The sequence below is a fragment of the Paraburkholderia sp. genome, assembly GCF_028283785.1.
GTDB lineage: Bacteria > Pseudomonadota > Gammaproteobacteria > Burkholderiales > Burkholderiaceae > Paraburkholderia.
The window spans coordinates 141,563-156,357 of the sequence record NZ_JAPWKB010000003.1 but is presented as its reverse complement, the minus strand read 5'-3'; the positions used below and the strand labels follow the sequence as shown (position 1 = coordinate 156,357).

The window sequence follows — 14,795 nt, the reverse complement described above, 5'->3', positions numbered from 1 at the left end:
CGCCGCGCGCAGGCGTGGTCATGCAGTCAATCACTCGCTTACCAAAACCTATCGGGGTAGAGCATGAAAGAACGTCCGATCCTCTTCAGCGGCCCGATGGTGCGCGCTCTGCTCGACGGCAGCAAGACGCAGACGCGACGTATCGTGAAGGTGCGAAACGAATTGCCGCCGGCATGGGCGACGTTCGCATCGGAAGGTCATTCGCTATCACAAGACAACGCGCCGAGACCAGTCGGATCGTTTTTCTGGTCCGAGGAACTTCGGCCCGGCCAACCGCTCAAGTCGCTGCGGAGATGGCCTATCTTGCCGGCAAAGCATCCAATGGCGGGCGACTGGTACTGGACGCCGAGCCCGTTCGGGAAGATTGGCGATCGTCTGTGGGTGCGCGAGACGCACGCCCAAGTGTTTGAGGTCGACATCCCCGCAGGACGCACGACGGGGCCGCTCGGCACCGCCGGATCGCCCGCGCGCCCCGATTGGAAGAGCCGCTACGTCTATTTGGCGGATGGCGAGATGCCTAATGTGCAATGGCATCACGTAGGCGACAGCCAGCCAGTTCGCTGGACTCCCAGCATCCACATGCCGCGCGCCGCATCGCGCATCACGCTCGAAGTCACAGGTGTGCGCGTTGAGCGTTTGCACGACATCAGCGAAGCAGATGCCGAGTCAGAGGGCGTCAACTTCCTGCGCAGCGTGCCAGACGCCGATGAAACGCTTGATGCGCGTGGCCTGTTCCATTGCCTCTGGGACGGCATCAACGGCGACGGCGCCTGGGCGAAAAACCCATGGGTATGGTGCGTTTCGTTTGATCGGGTGATGCGATGAGACCGTGCCCCTCCTTCCGCGGTTACTCGGCAACCGAAGACGGCCGGATCATTTCGCACCGCCGTCGCGGGGTGCGAACCCTTGGTGCCGTGGGTGGATCTGTGACCTGTATTGATCGGACTCATTGCTATGAGCTGGCACGGACGCGCACCGCCAAGGGTTATCTGACCGTCAGCGTTGTACAGCCGTCAGGTAAATCGCGACCCATCGGAGTTCATCAGTTGGTAGCCGATGCGTTCCACGGACCAGCGCCAAACGGAACGCAAGTTCGGCACTTGAATGGAGTGCCATCCGATAACCGGTACACGAATCTGGCGCACGGGACGGCTTTGGACAACGCGCAGGACCGGCAACGCCACGGAACCTATCTCGGTGGAAGCAACCACCACAGCGCGAAGCTCAAGCCCGGACACGCTGCTGCCATCAGGCGCGCCCGGAGGTTCGGAGAGCCAGTGAAAGCTCTGGCGAAGCGCTTCGATGTGAGCGTTAGCACGATCGAGAGCGTGATTTACGGAAAGTCGTACCGGCCGTCGCCGGTTTCGACGGACGCGAGTTCAACCGAGTCACCTGAATGACCGGTATCGAATGGCTCGCTCTCTCCATATTGGGAGCGGTCGCAGTGGGTGTGGGTCTGGGTGTTTTACATGCACGGAGAAAAAAGTGAGCGACTGTTATTGCGATTTCGACGAGCCGTGGAAAGTCTATTCGGCGACGATGCGCACCGCCCGCAAGGTGCATGTGTGCCACGAGTGCCATGCCCGCATTCAGCCTCGTGACCGATATGAGCACGTCGTGGGCATCGCGGACAGCGTCGAAACGTACAAGACGTGCGCCAATTGCCTCGATCTGCGCGAGTTCGTGAAGGCTCATATCCCGTGTTTCTGCTGGTACCACGACACGATGGTTGGTGACGCGATCGAAGCGGCCCGGCACTGGGCGCACGAAGGGCCAGGCCTCTTATTCGGAGCCTACCGCCGTCAGATCAAAATCAAGCGGGCTGCCGTTGCGTCGAGACAGCTATGCCAATGAGAACGCAACCGGCGTTACTCGCAGTCGCGGCGACCGTGACTGCCGCCAGTCTGTCGGTAATGGCTGGCTGGCAGCGTGGCGGGTTCGTTACCGAGCGCGTGCTGATGATCTCCGTCGGCGTCGTGCTGGTCATCGCCGCTCACCTGCTCCCTGCTCTGGTTCGCCCCTTCGGAGCGCGGATTCGGATGCTCGGCGCCGTGCTCTGGATCGGCTGTATGGCGGCCACCTGCTACGGACATGCGGTGTTTTTCATGTTCGCCCAGCAGCACGCCGGTGACGTCCGCGCCGCAGCAGTGCCGACCGTCGACGCGCCGCGCCGCAACCTGGCCGAGATCGCCGCCTACCGTGCGCCGGTCGTGGCGCGACTGGCCCGGCTCGCCGAGCGTGACTGTCGCGACCGGTGCGCGCCGGTACGGATCGAGTCAGTCAGCCTGACCGCAAAACGCGATGCGCTCGACGCCGAGCGGGACGAAGTCACGCGCCGCGAACTGGCAGCAGACCGCGCCGACGCCGCGCGCGCCGCAGCGAAAGCCGACCCGGTTGCGGGAATGCTGACCGCTTTCGGCGTTACCGCAAGTCACGTTGATCTAGTCGCGGGACTGGCTTTCGCGGCAGTACTGGAAGGAGTCGCGTGCTTCTGCTGGCTGCTCGCGGTTCGCCCGGAACCCGCGCCAGTAAAGGCGGTAACGCCAGTCGCGCCCATCAGTCAGGCGTGCCCGGTCGTGCTAGTAGCGCCGGTCAGTAGCGATGCAGTCGCGGTCGATACCACGACTGACCCTACCGACGCCTATGTGACCGACGTGCTGGCCGCTGTTCGCGCTGGGACGCTGAAACCGACGATCAATGACATCCGCGTTTTCATCCGGAGGTCGCAGACGACCGCGAAGGCAGTACGAGAACGCGTGCTTGCTGTTTTGAACAACACCGCCGCGTGACGGCACGAGATCAAACATGGAATTGAAATTCGGATCGGTTTGCAGCGGCATCGAAGCGGCGAGCTGCGCGTGGAACCCGCTCGGCTGGCGCGCTCAGTTCGTCAGCGAGATCGAGCCGTTCCCGTGCGCCGTCCTAGCGCATCACCATGCGAGCGTCCCGAACCTGGGCGACATGACCAAATTCAAGGATTGGCCCGATGCAACTCTCGATCTTCTCGTCGGCGGAACTCCCTGCCAAAGCTTCAGCGTCGCTGGACTCCGAAAGGGACTGGCTGATCCGCGTGGCAACCTCATGCTCACCTATCTTGCCATTGCTGAGCGCTTCGCTCCCCGCTGGCTGGTTTGGGAAAACGTCCCCGGCGTCCTGTCATCAAACGGCGGACGGGATTTTGGAACCCTCCTCGGAGGGCTGGCAGAGCTCGGGTATGGGTTCGCCTACCGCGTTCTTGACGCTCAGTTCTTCGGAGTGGCCCAGCGACGCCGCCGTGTGTTCGTTGTCGGACATCTTGGAGACTGGCGACGTGCCGCCGCAGTACTTTTTGAGCGCGAAAGCCTGCTCGGGCATCCTGCGCCGCGCCGCGAAACGGGGAAAGGAGTTGCCCCGACCCTTAGCGCGCGCACTAAAGGCGGTGGCGGACTCGGCACCGATTTCGAGTGTGACGGCGGATTGATCCCCGGTGTGGCACGCGCGCTGACCACCAGCAATCAGCGCATTGACGCAGAAACCGAAACGCTGCTTGTCGCCCACCCGTTGCGAGCACAGTCGCAGCCATCACACCGCGCTGACAGCGACACATATGTTCCGGTTTCATATGCCATCCCGGCGGGTGCGACACGCGAGAACCCGGACAGCGGCCCCGATGGCATTGGCGTCCAATCTGACATTGCCTACACGCTTGAAGCGCGCGCCGAGGTCCAGGCGATTGCGTTCGACTGCAAGGCGTCAGGCCAAAACGGCTTCGGTGTCGGCGAGATCGCATCAACGATGCGAAGTATGGGGCACTCGAATTCGCATCAAAACGGCGGTGGTCATCTGGCGGTCGCGCTCGATCTAAAGCAGATAACCAGCCCGCACAACCGCTCGCGCTTAGAGCCCGGCTCTCCGTCGCCGACGATGGCAAAAGGAAGCGAGATCGGTGTGGCACACGGATCAGCGGTGCGACGTCTGACGCCACGCGAGTGTGAACGCCTTCAAGGTTTTGCCGATGACTACACGCGCGTCACCGTTCGCGGCAAGCCGGCGGCTGACGGGCCGCGCTACAAGGCGCTCGGCAACAGCATGGCGGTTCCGGTGATGGCGTGGATCGGCCGCCGCATCGAACTCGTGGAATCGCATATGGGGAGCCTGTGAAAACCATTCGACTCTCGCCAAAAGGCTCGGGCCCATGCGTGAAGCAAACGGTAACTGCGACGGTCGTTGCACAGAACGGCGATCGATACGTCGCGACGAATCACTGCATGACGCCGCAGACGAGCTGTCCGCGGGCCGACATGCAAACCGGCGTCGGTTACGAGTTGTGCCGGTCCGTGTGTCACCAGACCGCGCATGCCGAGGTGAATGCGGTGCGACTCGCTGATAACGCTGCACGCGGCGCAACGCTGTACCTCGAGGGTCATACCTATGCATGCGCCGCGTGCCAGGCCACCGCGGCAGTAGCCGGAATTGTTGAACTGATTGTCGGTGCGCCGCCCGCGCTGATGCCGCCTAATCACACAGAGGAATCATGACCGAAACGACTACCAACAATCCCGCTTTCGAACTGTTCTGCGACGAGCAGGGGTTCGACTACGGATCGACCGACCCTGATGCACAAGCCGAAGTTCGCGCCGCACGGCTCGCGTGGAATGCCGCCCTGGCATCCCGCGCCGCTATCCCCGACGCAGCGCAAGCGCCGGTTGACTATGACCGCGTTGTGCAGATTTGCGAAGCGCACGGCATTGGCCTGCCGGTCGATTGCGTCGAAATGGTCGTCAAAATCATCCGCCACGCCGCACCCGTCGCTCCCACTCCCGAGACGGACAAGAGGGACGCCGATACATGGCGGAATCTTCTGGCACTCCTCATCCGCGAAATACCGCAACGCCATTGGCGCCCCGAAAGTCAGAACGCGCCCGGCCACGGGCATTCTCGCCCGGGAATTTGGGATGGCGACAATGGCGCTCTGTCTGGCACGCAATGCGCATGGTGCGCTGTCTGGAACGAAGCCAGATCCGCTCTCGCCGCTACCGCTCAAGATGAGGGGGAGAAGAACCGCGCCGACGCTACCGGCGTGGTTAAGGGAGAGGCGGATCATGGCTGATGAGCGCATCGAAGTGGATGCAAAAGCGCTGCGTGAGGTTCTGGTGGCACTCAATGGGCCGGGGCATTACATCCGGGAATTGCAGGTCACTCGCAACCCAGTCATCTGTCCTGACAACCCCATCAACAAGCTGACCGACGAGTTCAATGCATGGGTCGAGAGGCAGGCAAACACTGAGGAATCAAAATGACCCCCACCCCAAACACATCTAGCGCGATGACGGATGAACGCATCAAAGATATTGCGAAGTCTGTCTATGGCACCTGCGCCACGGAGCAAGATATGGACTTCGCACGCGCCCTTCTCGCCGCCCAGCCATCGCAAGCACAGGCAGCGTGTAAGCCGGGTGGTTGCGCTGCGATAGGCTGCGATGGTGGCCACTATTGCTTCAACGCTGACGGCACGCCGAAGGTGCAAGCACAGGCAGAGGCGGTCGCGTGGATGTACAAGTGCGTCAAACCGGGGACTTCGGGCGTTCGTCTTATTGAAAAACGTGCAGAAGCGCCGAAAGGTGGATGGGTAGATTACGTGGAGATACCCCTCTATGCTTCCCCGCCCACATCACCCGTCGCGCAAGAACAGGCAGCGGAGGCGGTGGGCTGGGCACCGCCACGCATCTGGCTTCAGCGGGGCATGGGCGACGACGGATCGCATACTTGGTGCCAAGACAGCATCGGCGATTGTGAGCAGGCTGAGTACGCACTTGTCGTTACGTCTGACAGCAGAACTGCTTGCCCAACTTGCCACGGAAATGATGCTGACTTGCCGTGCGCCTTTCCGGAGGGTGGCAATCGCGGTTGCCCGCGAGACATTCGTCTCGGCCGTACCGCATCGCCAGTTGCGAGCAACGAGCGCGAGGGGCTGACGTTCGAAGAATGGGCGCGACAGATCGCGGAAAAGCTGTCGAATGACGGCTACTCGCGGCAAGCAGACGCCATCCGGCAGATCATCAAAGCCGCACGCACCGGAGGTTCGAATGACTAACCCCCTTAACTATCAAGGCGGACGCCGGTTCCCGCAGTCTATTCTTGACGATCTGGATAAGCGCCTTCGCGCCCTCGAAGCCGATAAAAATCCGACCGTAAATGACGCGGTGGCGGTCATCGTACCTGTCACGGGAACAGGGGCAACCGATATGCAGGGCAATCAGGGCGTTACGCTGGCGCACCCCGACGCCGAACTCCGCGCGCTGCGGGAACAGGTAGCGGTGCTGACGAAGGAGCTTGGACAGGCGCAGCAGGACGCCGTTAACTGGCGAGAGCGCGCTACAGACCCTGACTGGCTTGCCGATGACCCGGAGCTTTGATCATGGTTAATGCGCGCGCTATCCGAACAGAAAGGCGGTGCGGCGCTAGGAAGTTAAATCAGCAAGAACGACATCTAGCGCTGACTGCGCCTCCGCTTCGGTCGCATAGATTTCGGACGATGGAATGAATTTGCGGACCTGTCCTGCCGAAACGTCGATGACCCATACAGCCCAAACGTACGCATCTCCATGGGATGCGGTTTGACCGAAGGCTTTGAGATCAGGGGCTAGAGCGGAACTCATGGTCATCTCCTATTTGCAGCCATCCTAACACAGCCGAATACGAGTCCCGAACACACGAAGAAGGCTGAAAAGCTGACCGAAGAATCATCGAAACAACGGAGTAACACGATGCCTGACAATCAATGCAGCCACGGAATTCCGTGGTCATGCCAGTGCGTGAAATGTGACCTGATCGGCGCAATCGCCACGATCAACCGGTGGAAGCCGGTCGTGGATGAGGCAGAACGGACGGTGCGCGAATTAACTGAGGAACAGGGGTGATGGAAACAGCGTTTGAGCGGATTTTGACCGTTACCCGAAAAGATTGGTTTGGGAGGTAGTAAATGGCAGCGCAACTGATTCCCGTCCGGACGTGGGCGGAGGGCATGTTTGGCGAGCGGGTTCCGCACGCCAACACATTACTGAACTGGATCAAGAACGGCAAAATCCGGCCGCTCCCGAGAAAGGTCGGGCGCCAGTATTTTTGCCGGCCTGATGCGGAGTATGTCGATCCGAGAGTTGACCGCATTGAGAGGATGTCGCGTGGCCGCTAGACGAAGAATTGCCGAAAGGCGAGGCTGGCCGCCGAACCTGTACAGGAATGCGGCCGGCTATTACTGGTTCAGGAATCCGGCGACCGGGAACTCGTATGGCTTGGGCCGCGACTTTAAGGTCGCCTCCGCAGAGGCAAAAGCAGCTAACGCCGAGCTGCTTCGCCGCGCTGGCGACGTCAGCCTCATCCATCGGATAGACGGGGGTACCCTGACGCTTGATGGTTGGTGCGACAAATATCTCGAGAAATTCGAGGAGTCCGGCAAGGCCGCGAATACGGTCAAGGCCGTTCAGACGCAGATACGGGCAATCAAGTCCGCGCCATTCGCCAACCAGGCCTTGCGCAACGTGTCTACCTCAGACGTCGACACCTACATCGAAACGATTACGGAGAGCCGCGGCGCGACGATGACGGCGAAGATTCGCAGCCGGATGCTCGATGTCTTTCGGGCAGCCGAGGCGAAGGGGCATATTGATCTTGGGAAAAATCCTGTCGTGCCCGTGGCCACGCCGAAGGTGGAAGTGGCGCGCGATCGTCTGACGTTGGAAGACTTTCTCAAGATCGTCAATAAAACGCGCGAAGACCCCGGTTTGTGCTGGGCGGCAAACGCATTCGAGCTTGCGTTGCTGACGGGCCAGCGCCTGTCAGACATTGCAGCGATGCAATTCGATCAGGTCAAGGATGGTTTTCTTTGGGTTGAGCCAATCAAGATGCAGGGGAAGGTAAAGTTGAAAATCCCTACGAGTATTGGTCTGACCGCCCTTGGCCTGACCATTGAGGGGATGATCAAGCGGTGTCGCGACGACGTGGTGTCGAAGCACATGGTCCACTTCATCAGGGCGCGCGGGCCATCACGGCCTGGCAACAAGGTATATCCCGATCGAATCAGCGTCGAATTTGCGGCCCAACGTGCTGCTGCAGGAGTCGAAGGAAGCGCAGGCAAGAATCCACCTTCTTTCCATGAGATCCGATCGCTTGCGATTCGCCTCTACTCAGAAGAGATCGGGCCTGATTTTGCTCAGGCTTTGGCAGGTCACAGATCCGCTGAAATGACCGCGCTCTATCGCGACAATCGGGGCAGGGAATGGACGGAGGTGAAGGTCAGGAGTCAGCCGCGATGAAACGAAAACCAAAAAGATCGACTGGCCGCTTAAGCCTTATTGGACAGGAATTGGACTAATATTTGACGAAGATACAAAATCACATATTTTTCATGGGCTTACGCCCACAACTCCATACCAGTGGAGCATGGTGTTGTGGGGCGTGGCCTCTTACCTGTGCTCGACCGCGCATAGCGTCGAAGCGTTGATCGTGTTTCGCGTGCTGCTCGGCTTCGGCATGGGCATGGAGTTTCCGATTGCGCAGACGCTGTTGTCGGAATTCGTTCCGACGGCGTCGCGCGGCCGTCTGATCGCATTGATGGACGGTTTCTGGCCGCTCGGTTTTATCGCCTCCGGCGTCGTGTCGTACTTCGTGCTGCCGCAATTCGGCTGGCGCACCGAGTTCGCGTTACTCGCGATTCCCGCCGTGTTCGTGCTGATCGTGCGTCGGGTCGTGCCGGAGTCGCCACGCTGGCTCGAACATCGCGGCCGCCACGCAGATGCCGACGCCGTACTCACCGCAGTCGAAGCACGCGTGATGAAGTCGACCGGGCTGAAGAGCCTGCCCGTACCGGTGATGCTTGCCGAAGCGCCGGTGTCGACGGGCAGCAGCGCCTTCCGCGAAATCTGGAGCGCCGCCTATCGCCGCCGCACGATCATGGTCTGGACGCTGTGGTTCTTCGCGCTGCTCGGCTTCTACGGATTGACGTCGTGGCTCGGCGCGCTGATGCAGCAGGCGGGTTTCGCCGTCACCAAATCGGTGCTGTATACCGTGTTGATTTCGCTCGGCGGCATTCCCGGTTTTCTGTGCGCGGCGTGGCTCGTCGAACGCTGGGGACGCAAGCCGACGTGTATCGCATCGCTGGTCGGTAGCGGCGTGATGGCCTATGTGTACGGACAGACGGCATTGCATGCGGACACGCCGACCCTGCTGATCTGCGCGGGTCTGGCGATGCAATTCTTCCTGTTCGCGATGTGGGCGGTGCTTTACACATACACGCCGGAACTCTACGGCACCGGCGCGCGCGCGACGGGTTCGGGATTCGCGTCGACGATCGGGCGGGTCGGTTCGCTGATCGGACCGTACGTCGTCGGCGTGGTGTTGCCGATGTTCGGACAGGGCGGCGTGTTCTCGCTCGGGGCGATGTGCTTCGTGATTGCGGCGCTTGCCGTGTGGGTGCTCGGCATCGAGACACGTGGACTCGCGCTCGAAACGCTCGTGTCGGAAGCGGTGGATAGCGAGACCTCGCTCGGCTTGCGACCCGTGCGCGAATGATCGGTTAGCACAATCAAAAAGCCCGTCTCGCGGATACGCGAGACGGGCTTTTCGTTTATGCGGGCAGCCGTGAGAGGCGAGCGTTGAGCGGTTCAGGCGACCATCGCCGGCATCGCAGCCAGCGACGGCGCCTGGCGACGACGCTCGCGCGTCGGCGCGGTGCCGAACGCATCGCGATAGCTCTTCGAAAAATGACACGCGGACTGGAAACCGCATGCCATCGTGATATGCATGATCGACATATCGGTTTGCAGCAGCAACTCACGCGCGCGACGCAAGCGCAGCGTCAGATAGTAATGGGTCGGCGTCATGCCGAGATGCTCGCGAAAAAGCCGCTGCAACTGGCGTTGCGACATCCCCGCGAGGCGCGCCAGCTCTTCGCGCGACAACGGCTCTTCGATATTGTTTTCCATCAGCGAGATCACTTCGAACAGCGACTTGTTCGCCGATCCCAAACGGGCCACCAGCGGCATGCGCTGCTGCGCGCTCGTATCGCGTACATGATCGACGATGAACTGTTCCGCGATCTGCGTGACGCGGGCCGTGCCGATGCGCGCGGCAATCAGGTTCAGCATCATGTCGAGCGGCGCGACGCCGCCAGTGCACGTGACCCGATCCCGGTCGATGACAAACAGTTCTTTCAGGAAACGCGTGTCGGGAAACTCTTCCTTCAGCGCCGACATGTTCTCCCAGTGAATCGCACACGCATATCCGGCCAGCAGACCCGCGCGCGCGAGTGCATAGGTGCCGGTGCACAGACTCCCCAGCACACTGCCGAGCCGCGCGAAACGACGCAGGCCGGCGAGATGCGCGGGCGTCGTCGCACGTTGCACGTCGATGCCGCCGACCACGAACACGATATCCGGCTGACCGACGCATTCGATCGGCCCGGTGTCCACCGACAAGCCATTACTGGCGGTAACAGGTCCGCCATCGGGACTCACGATCGACCATCGATACAGCGTTTGGCCCGACAGGTAGTTCGCCATGCGCAGCACTTCGATCGCATTGGTGAACGCGATCATCGTGAAGTTCGGCAGCGGCATGAACGCGAAGTGCGATAGCGACGCAGTGCGGTCGGGTGACATATTGGAATTGATTCCTTGGAATCTGTCGTGTCGCGGCGGCGTGGGGTGCCGCCTCATCTCATTCTTGTTTCTAAGGCAACTACCATGCCATCAGGCTAAACCCTGAATGAGGCCGATCAATCATGGATCACTAAATATCTTTCTGCAAACGGCGACCGGCGCGGCACCAGCACGGAGCCAGGCCGCGGATGCACGCACCGCGAACACGCATGTTCACGCCGCGACGGTGCAATACCGTCGGCGCACTGCAAGCAAGTGTCGTGCGACTTGAGGAAAAGAGTCGCGCATGGCGGAAAAGGCAAAGAACGCGTCTGAATTCATAAATTGACGCGGAGGGCGAGCGTCAAGAATAGATCCAACGCCAGCGATGCCCCACAGCACACGCAACGTCGGCTGGCCCGCGCCTTCCCATCCTTTGAGAACTCCTGGAGCGACAGATGAGCACCTTGCACGACAACAGCATCATCATCGATGGTCTGAACATTTCGAAGTTCGAGCGTTCGGTGTTCGAGGACATGCGCAAGGGCGGCGTGACCGCAGTGAACTGTACGGTGTCGGTCTGGGAAAGCTTTCAGAAGACCGTCGATAACATTGCGGAAATGAAGCAGCAGATTCGCGAGTACGGCGAGATCCTGACGCTCGTGCGCACCACCGACGACATCTATCGCGCGAAGAAAGAGAACAAGACCGGCATCATTTTCGGCTTTCAGAATGCGCATGCATTCGAAGACAACCTCGGCTATATCGAAGCGTTCAAGGATCTCGGCGTCAACGTGGTCCAGCTTTGCTACAACACCCAAAACCTGGTCGGTACCGGTTGCTACGAACGCGACGGCGGGCTGTCGGGCTACGGCCGCGAAGTGATCCAGGAAATGAACCGCGTCGGCATCATGGTCGATCTGTCGCATGTGGGCGGCAAGACATCGTCGGAAGCGATCGCGGCGTCGAAGCAGCCGGTCTGCTATTCGCATTGCTGTCCGTCGGGGCTGAAGGAACATCCGCGCAACAAGACCGACGAGCAACTGAAAGAGATCGCGGACGCGGGCGGCTTCGTCGGCGTGACGATGTTCGCGCCGTTCCTGAAGCGCGGCGCCGACGCGACCGTCGACGACTACATCGAGGCGATCGAATACGTGGTCGACCTGATCGGCGAAGATCAGGTGGGGATCGGCACCGACTTCACGCAAGGCTACAGCACCGAATTCTTCGACTGGATCACGCATGACAAGGGCCGTTATCGTCAGTTGACGAACTTCGGCAAGGTCGTGAATCCGGAAGGCATTCGCACGATCGGCGAGTTCCCGAACCTGACCGCTGCGATGGAACGGGCAGGCTGGAGCGAATCGCGGATCAAAAAGATCATGGGCGAAAACTGGGTGCGCGTGTTCGGCTCGGTGTGGAACGTCTGACGGTCTTCGCTTCTTTCTCCTTGCTTCGATATCGCTCGACTCATCTACGGAAAACGTCCCACATGCAACCGCAACTGCCCATCGAAGTCGATCCGGAAACCGGCGTCTGGACCACCGACGCGCTGCCGATGCTGTACGTGCCGCGCCATTTCTTCACGAACAATCACGCAGCCGTCGAAGAAGCGCTCGGCCTCGATGCGTATGCCGCGATTCTTTATAAAGCGGGCTACAAGTCCGCGTATTTCTGGTGCGACAAGGAAGCGAAGCAGCACGGCATCAGCGGCATGGCCGTGTTCGAACATTATCTGAACCGGCTGTCGCAACGCGGCTGGGGGCAATTCACGATTCGCGAGTCCGATCCTGCTACCGCGCATGCGCAGATCGAATTGCGTAATTCGTCGTTCGTTCTCGCGCAACCGGACAAGGCGGGCAAGCTCTGCTACATGTTCGCCGGCTGGTTCGCCGGTGCAATGGACTGGGTCAACGACACCGCGCCGGATACCGCAAAGAAAGGACCGCCTTCGTTCTCCCGGGAAGTGCAATGCGCAGGCGCCGGTCACGCGCACGGCCACGATCATGCGCACCATCACTGCGTATTCGAAGTGTCGCCGCTGGCCGCCTGAGCGGATTGCCGGCAGACCACGACCATAAAACGCACATAGCTCCCCATTCCGAGGTCGATTGCGATGCGTTACCCCAACCTGTTCAAGCCACTTACGCTCAACACGCTGACGCTGCGCAACCGCATCGTCAGCACGGCGCACGCGGAGGTCTATGCGGAGCCGAACGGCCTGCCCGGCGACCGTTATATCCGTTACTACGAAGAGAAAGCGAAAGGCGGCGTGGGACTGGCGATTTGCGGCGGATCGAGTCCGGTGTCGATCGATAGTCCGCAGGGCTGGTGGAAGTCGGTCAACCTGTCCACCGATGCGATCGTCGATCCGTTGTCGCGGCTCGCCGAAGCGATGCATCGGCATGGCGCGAAGATCATGATTCAGGCCACGCATATGGGACGCCGCAACGCGTTTCACGGCGAGCACTGGCCGCATCTGATGTCGCCGTCCGGCGTGCGCGAACCGGTGCATCGCGGCAACGCGAAGATCATCGAAGTCGAGGAGATTCGCCGCATCATCACCGACTTCGCGGCTGCCGCGAAGCGCGTGAAAGATGCGGGAATGGACGGCATCGAAATCTCGGCGGCGCATCAGCATCTGATCGATCAGTTCTGGAGTCCACGCACCAACTTTCGCACGGACGAATGGGGCGGCTCGCTGACCAATCGTCTGCGCTTCGGCACCGAAGTGCTCAACGCAGTGCGCGAAGCAGTCGGCGCGGATTTCGCGGTCGGCTTGCGGATGTGCGGCGACGAATTCCACGAAGACGGTCTCGATCACGAGCAACTGAAAGAGATCGCGCAGGTGATGTCGGAGTCGGGTCTGATCGATTACGTCGGCGTGATCGGATCGGGCGCGGACACGCACAACACGCTCGCCAACTGCATGCCGCCTATGGCTTTGCCGCCCGAGCCCTTCGTTCACCTCGCGGCAGGCATCAAGTCGGTGGTGAAGCTGCCGGTGATGCACGCGCAAAGCATCCGCGACGCGGGGCAAGCCGAGCGTCTGCTGGCGTCGGGAATGATCGATCTGGTCGGCATGACGCGCGCGCAGATTGCCGATCCGCATATGGTCATCAAGATTCGCGACGGCCGCGAGGACGAGATCAAGCAATGCGTCGGCGCGAACTATTGCATCGACCGTCAGTACAACGGGCTCGACGTGCTGTGCGTGCAAAACGCGGCGACCTCGCGTGAAGCGACGATGCCGCACGTGATCGCGAGGACGCGCGGACCGAAGCGCAAGGTCGTCGTGGTCGGCGCGGGGCCGGCCGGACTCGAGGCGGCGCGCGTGGCGAAATCGCGCGGTCACGATGTCGTGCTGTTCGAGAAAAACGATTACGTCGGCGGACAGATCATGCTGGCCGCAAAAGCGCCGCAGCGCGAACAGATGGCGGGGATCGTCCGCTGGTTCGATATGGAGACGAAACGCCTGGGTGTCGATCGTCGTCTGGGCGTCGCCGCCGACGAGAAAACCATCATGGCCGAGAAGCCGGACATCGTGGTGCTCGCCACCGGCGGTTCGTCGTTCACGTCGCAAGTGCCGGCTTGGGGCGTCGCCGACGGCCTTGCCGTGAGCGCGTGGGACGTGCTGTCGGGCAAGGTCGAGCCCGGCAAGAACGTGCTCGTCTACGACGGCGTCAGCACGCATGCCGGTGCGGGCGTCGCGGATTTTCTGGCAAGCCGTGGCGCAACCGTCGAAGTCGTCACGCCCGACGTCAAGGTCGCGGACGACGTCGGCGGCACCACGTTCCCGATATTTTACCGGCGTCTCTATGCGCTGGGCGTCGTCCACACGCCGAACTACTGGCTCGACAAGGTCTATGACGAAGACGGCAAGAAGATCGCCGTGATCCGCAACGAATACACCGAGGAGCAGGAAGAGCGCGCGGTCGATCAGGTCGTGATCGAAAACGGCAGCACGCCGAACGACGCGCTGTACTGGTCGCTGAAGCCGGAGTCGGTCAATCGCGGTCAGGTGGACGTGCACAAGCTGTTCGCATCCGAGCCGCAACCGTGTCTGGGCGAAACGCTCGGCGATGGCCGCTTCCTGCTGTTCCGTGTCGGCGATTGCATTTCGATGCACAACATCCACGGCGCGATTTACGATGCGCTGCGGCTTTGCAAGGACTTTTGACG

The 14,795-nt window shown here is 61.1% G+C and carries 17 protein-coding genes and 1 pseudogene; 17 read left to right on the top strand and 1 reads right to left on the bottom strand.

From position 1 onward, the window contains the following. Positions 1 to 63: 63 nt before the first annotated feature. The 14 genes and pseudogenes from PW947_RS02950 to PW947_RS02900 form a co-directional block, all read left to right on the top strand. Entirely contained in the window at positions 64 to 825 is a 762-nt protein-coding gene (locus tag PW947_RS02950) for a hypothetical protein (RefSeq protein ID WP_299629569.1), read from the top strand. After that, positions 822 to 1,400 (top strand): HNH endonuclease signature motif containing protein, encoded by a 579-nt coding sequence (locus PW947_RS31185; protein ID WP_366146087.1) that lies wholly within the window; start codon positions 822 to 824, stop codon positions 1,398 to 1,400. The genes PW947_RS02950 and PW947_RS31185 overlap by 4 nt, the downstream gene beginning before the upstream one ends. Beyond that, complete coding sequence (locus tag PW947_RS31180) at positions 1,397 to 1,489, top strand: LPXTG cell wall anchor domain-containing protein (RefSeq protein WP_366146086.1); 93 nt, start codon at positions 1,397 to 1,399, stop codon at positions 1,487 to 1,489. Before PW947_RS31185 ends, PW947_RS31180 begins: the two co-directional genes overlap by 4 nt. Beyond that, positions 1,486 to 1,854, top strand: coding sequence for a hypothetical protein (locus tag PW947_RS02945; RefSeq protein ID WP_299629568.1), 369 nt, complete (start codon positions 1,486 to 1,488; stop codon positions 1,852 to 1,854). Before PW947_RS31180 ends, PW947_RS02945 begins: the two co-directional genes overlap by 4 nt. A 35-nt stretch (positions 1,855 to 1,889) precedes the next feature. Beyond that, the gene (locus tag PW947_RS02940; protein ID WP_299629567.1) at positions 1,890 to 2,789 is read left to right on the top strand and encodes a hypothetical protein; all 900 of its coding nucleotides are present in this window, start codon (positions 1,890 to 1,892) and stop codon (positions 2,787 to 2,789) included. A 16-nt stretch (positions 2,790 to 2,805) separates the two neighbouring features. Beyond that, complete coding sequence (locus PW947_RS02935) at positions 2,806 to 4,140, top strand: DNA cytosine methyltransferase (RefSeq protein ID WP_299629565.1); 1,335 nt, start codon at positions 2,806 to 2,808, stop codon at positions 4,138 to 4,140. Positions 4,141 to 4,513: 373 nt separating this feature from the next. Further along, entirely contained in the window at positions 4,514 to 5,089 is a 576-nt protein-coding gene (locus tag PW947_RS02930; RefSeq protein ID WP_299629563.1) for a hypothetical protein, read from the top strand. Further along, positions 5,082 to 5,279, top strand: coding sequence for a hypothetical protein (locus tag PW947_RS02925; protein WP_299629562.1), 198 nt, complete (start codon positions 5,082 to 5,084; stop codon positions 5,277 to 5,279). Before PW947_RS02930 ends, PW947_RS02925 begins: the two co-directional genes overlap by 8 nt. Beyond that, positions 5,276 to 6,073 (top strand): hypothetical protein, encoded by a 798-nt coding sequence (locus PW947_RS02920; protein WP_299629560.1) that lies wholly within the window; start codon positions 5,276 to 5,278, stop codon positions 6,071 to 6,073. The genes PW947_RS02925 and PW947_RS02920 overlap by 4 nt, the downstream gene beginning before the upstream one ends. Beyond that, positions 6,066 to 6,395 (top strand): hypothetical protein, encoded by a 330-nt coding sequence (locus tag PW947_RS02915; RefSeq protein WP_299629558.1) that lies wholly within the window; start codon positions 6,066 to 6,068, stop codon positions 6,393 to 6,395. Before PW947_RS02920 ends, PW947_RS02915 begins: the two co-directional genes overlap by 8 nt. 351 nt (positions 6,396 to 6,746) lie before the next feature. Continuing rightward, complete coding sequence (locus PW947_RS02910; RefSeq protein WP_299629557.1) at positions 6,747 to 6,899, top strand: hypothetical protein; 153 nt, start codon at positions 6,747 to 6,749, stop codon at positions 6,897 to 6,899. A gap of 62 nt (positions 6,900 to 6,961) precedes the next feature. Then, the gene (locus PW947_RS31175) at positions 6,962 to 7,171 is read left to right on the top strand and encodes an excisionase (RefSeq protein WP_366146085.1); all 210 of its coding nucleotides are present in this window, start codon (positions 6,962 to 6,964) and stop codon (positions 7,169 to 7,171) included. Next, positions 7,161 to 8,291, top strand: a complete 1,131-nt coding sequence (locus PW947_RS02905; protein ID WP_299629556.1) for a tyrosine-type recombinase/integrase — start codon at positions 7,161 to 7,163, stop codon at positions 8,289 to 8,291. The genes PW947_RS31175 and PW947_RS02905 overlap by 11 nt, the downstream gene beginning before the upstream one ends. Positions 8,292 to 8,406: 115 nt before the next feature. Next, positions 8,407 to 9,546, top strand: a pseudogene (locus PW947_RS02900) (MFS transporter); the annotation flags it as partial. Positions 9,547 to 9,638: 92 nt separating this feature from the next. On the opposite strand, the gene PW947_RS02895 reads toward PW947_RS02900, so the two are convergent. Further along, a complete protein-coding gene (locus PW947_RS02895) occupies positions 9,639 to 10,634 on the bottom strand; it encodes a GlxA family transcriptional regulator (protein ID WP_299629555.1) in 996 nt (331 codons plus the stop codon). 437 nt (positions 10,635 to 11,071) lie between these two features. On the opposite strand from PW947_RS02895, the gene PW947_RS02890 reads away from it, so the two are divergent. From PW947_RS02890 to PW947_RS02880, 3 genes are all read left to right on the top strand, one after another. Beyond that, positions 11,072 to 12,043 carry a dipeptidase gene (locus PW947_RS02890; RefSeq protein ID WP_299629554.1) on the top strand — a complete coding sequence of 324 codons (972 nt, stop codon included), beginning with the start codon at positions 11,072 to 11,074 and terminating at the stop codon, positions 12,041 to 12,043. Positions 12,044 to 12,105: 62 nt separating this feature from the next. Further along, complete coding sequence (locus PW947_RS02885) at positions 12,106 to 12,666, top strand: DUF5943 domain-containing protein (RefSeq protein ID WP_299629553.1); 561 nt, start codon at positions 12,106 to 12,108, stop codon at positions 12,664 to 12,666. 63 nt (positions 12,667 to 12,729) lie between these two features. Next, complete coding sequence (locus PW947_RS02880; protein WP_299629552.1) at positions 12,730 to 14,793, top strand: NADH:flavin oxidoreductase; 2,064 nt, start codon at positions 12,730 to 12,732, stop codon at positions 14,791 to 14,793. The last annotated feature ends 2 nt before the right edge of the window (positions 14,794 to 14,795 follow it).

Coding starts and splice junctions, on each gene's coding strand:
- PW947_RS02935 (WP_299629565.1), top strand. CDS start 2,806: ATGGAATTGAAATTCGGATCGGTTTGCAGCGGCATCGAAGCGGCGAGC.
- PW947_RS02910 (WP_299629557.1), top strand. CDS start 6,747: ATGCCTGACAATCAATGCAGCCACGGAATTCCGTGGTCATGCCAGTGC.
- PW947_RS02920 (WP_299629560.1), top strand. CDS start 5,276: ATGACCCCCACCCCAAACACATCTAGCGCGATGACGGATGAACGCATC.
- PW947_RS31180 (WP_366146086.1), top strand. CDS start 1,397: ATGACCGGTATCGAATGGCTCGCTCTCTCCATATTGGGAGCGGTCGCA.
- PW947_RS02930 (WP_299629563.1), top strand. CDS start 4,514: ATGACCGAAACGACTACCAACAATCCCGCTTTCGAACTGTTCTGCGAC.
- PW947_RS02925 (WP_299629562.1), top strand. CDS start 5,082: ATGGCTGATGAGCGCATCGAAGTGGATGCAAAAGCGCTGCGTGAGGTT.
- PW947_RS02950 (WP_299629569.1), top strand. CDS start 64: ATGAAAGAACGTCCGATCCTCTTCAGCGGCCCGATGGTGCGCGCTCTG.
- PW947_RS02890 (WP_299629554.1), top strand. CDS start 11,072: ATGAGCACCTTGCACGACAACAGCATCATCATCGATGGTCTGAACATT.
- PW947_RS02915 (WP_299629558.1), top strand. CDS start 6,066: ATGACTAACCCCCTTAACTATCAAGGCGGACGCCGGTTCCCGCAGTCT.
- PW947_RS02885 (WP_299629553.1), top strand. CDS start 12,106: ATGCAACCGCAACTGCCCATCGAAGTCGATCCGGAAACCGGCGTCTGG.
- PW947_RS31175 (WP_366146085.1), top strand. CDS start 6,962: ATGGCAGCGCAACTGATTCCCGTCCGGACGTGGGCGGAGGGCATGTTT.
- PW947_RS31185 (WP_366146087.1), top strand. CDS start 822: ATGAGACCGTGCCCCTCCTTCCGCGGTTACTCGGCAACCGAAGACGGC.
- PW947_RS02895 (WP_299629555.1), bottom strand. CDS start 10,634: ATGTCACCCGACCGCACTGCGTCGCTATCGCACTTCGCGTTCATGCCG.
- PW947_RS02880 (WP_299629552.1), top strand. CDS start 12,730: ATGCGTTACCCCAACCTGTTCAAGCCACTTACGCTCAACACGCTGACG.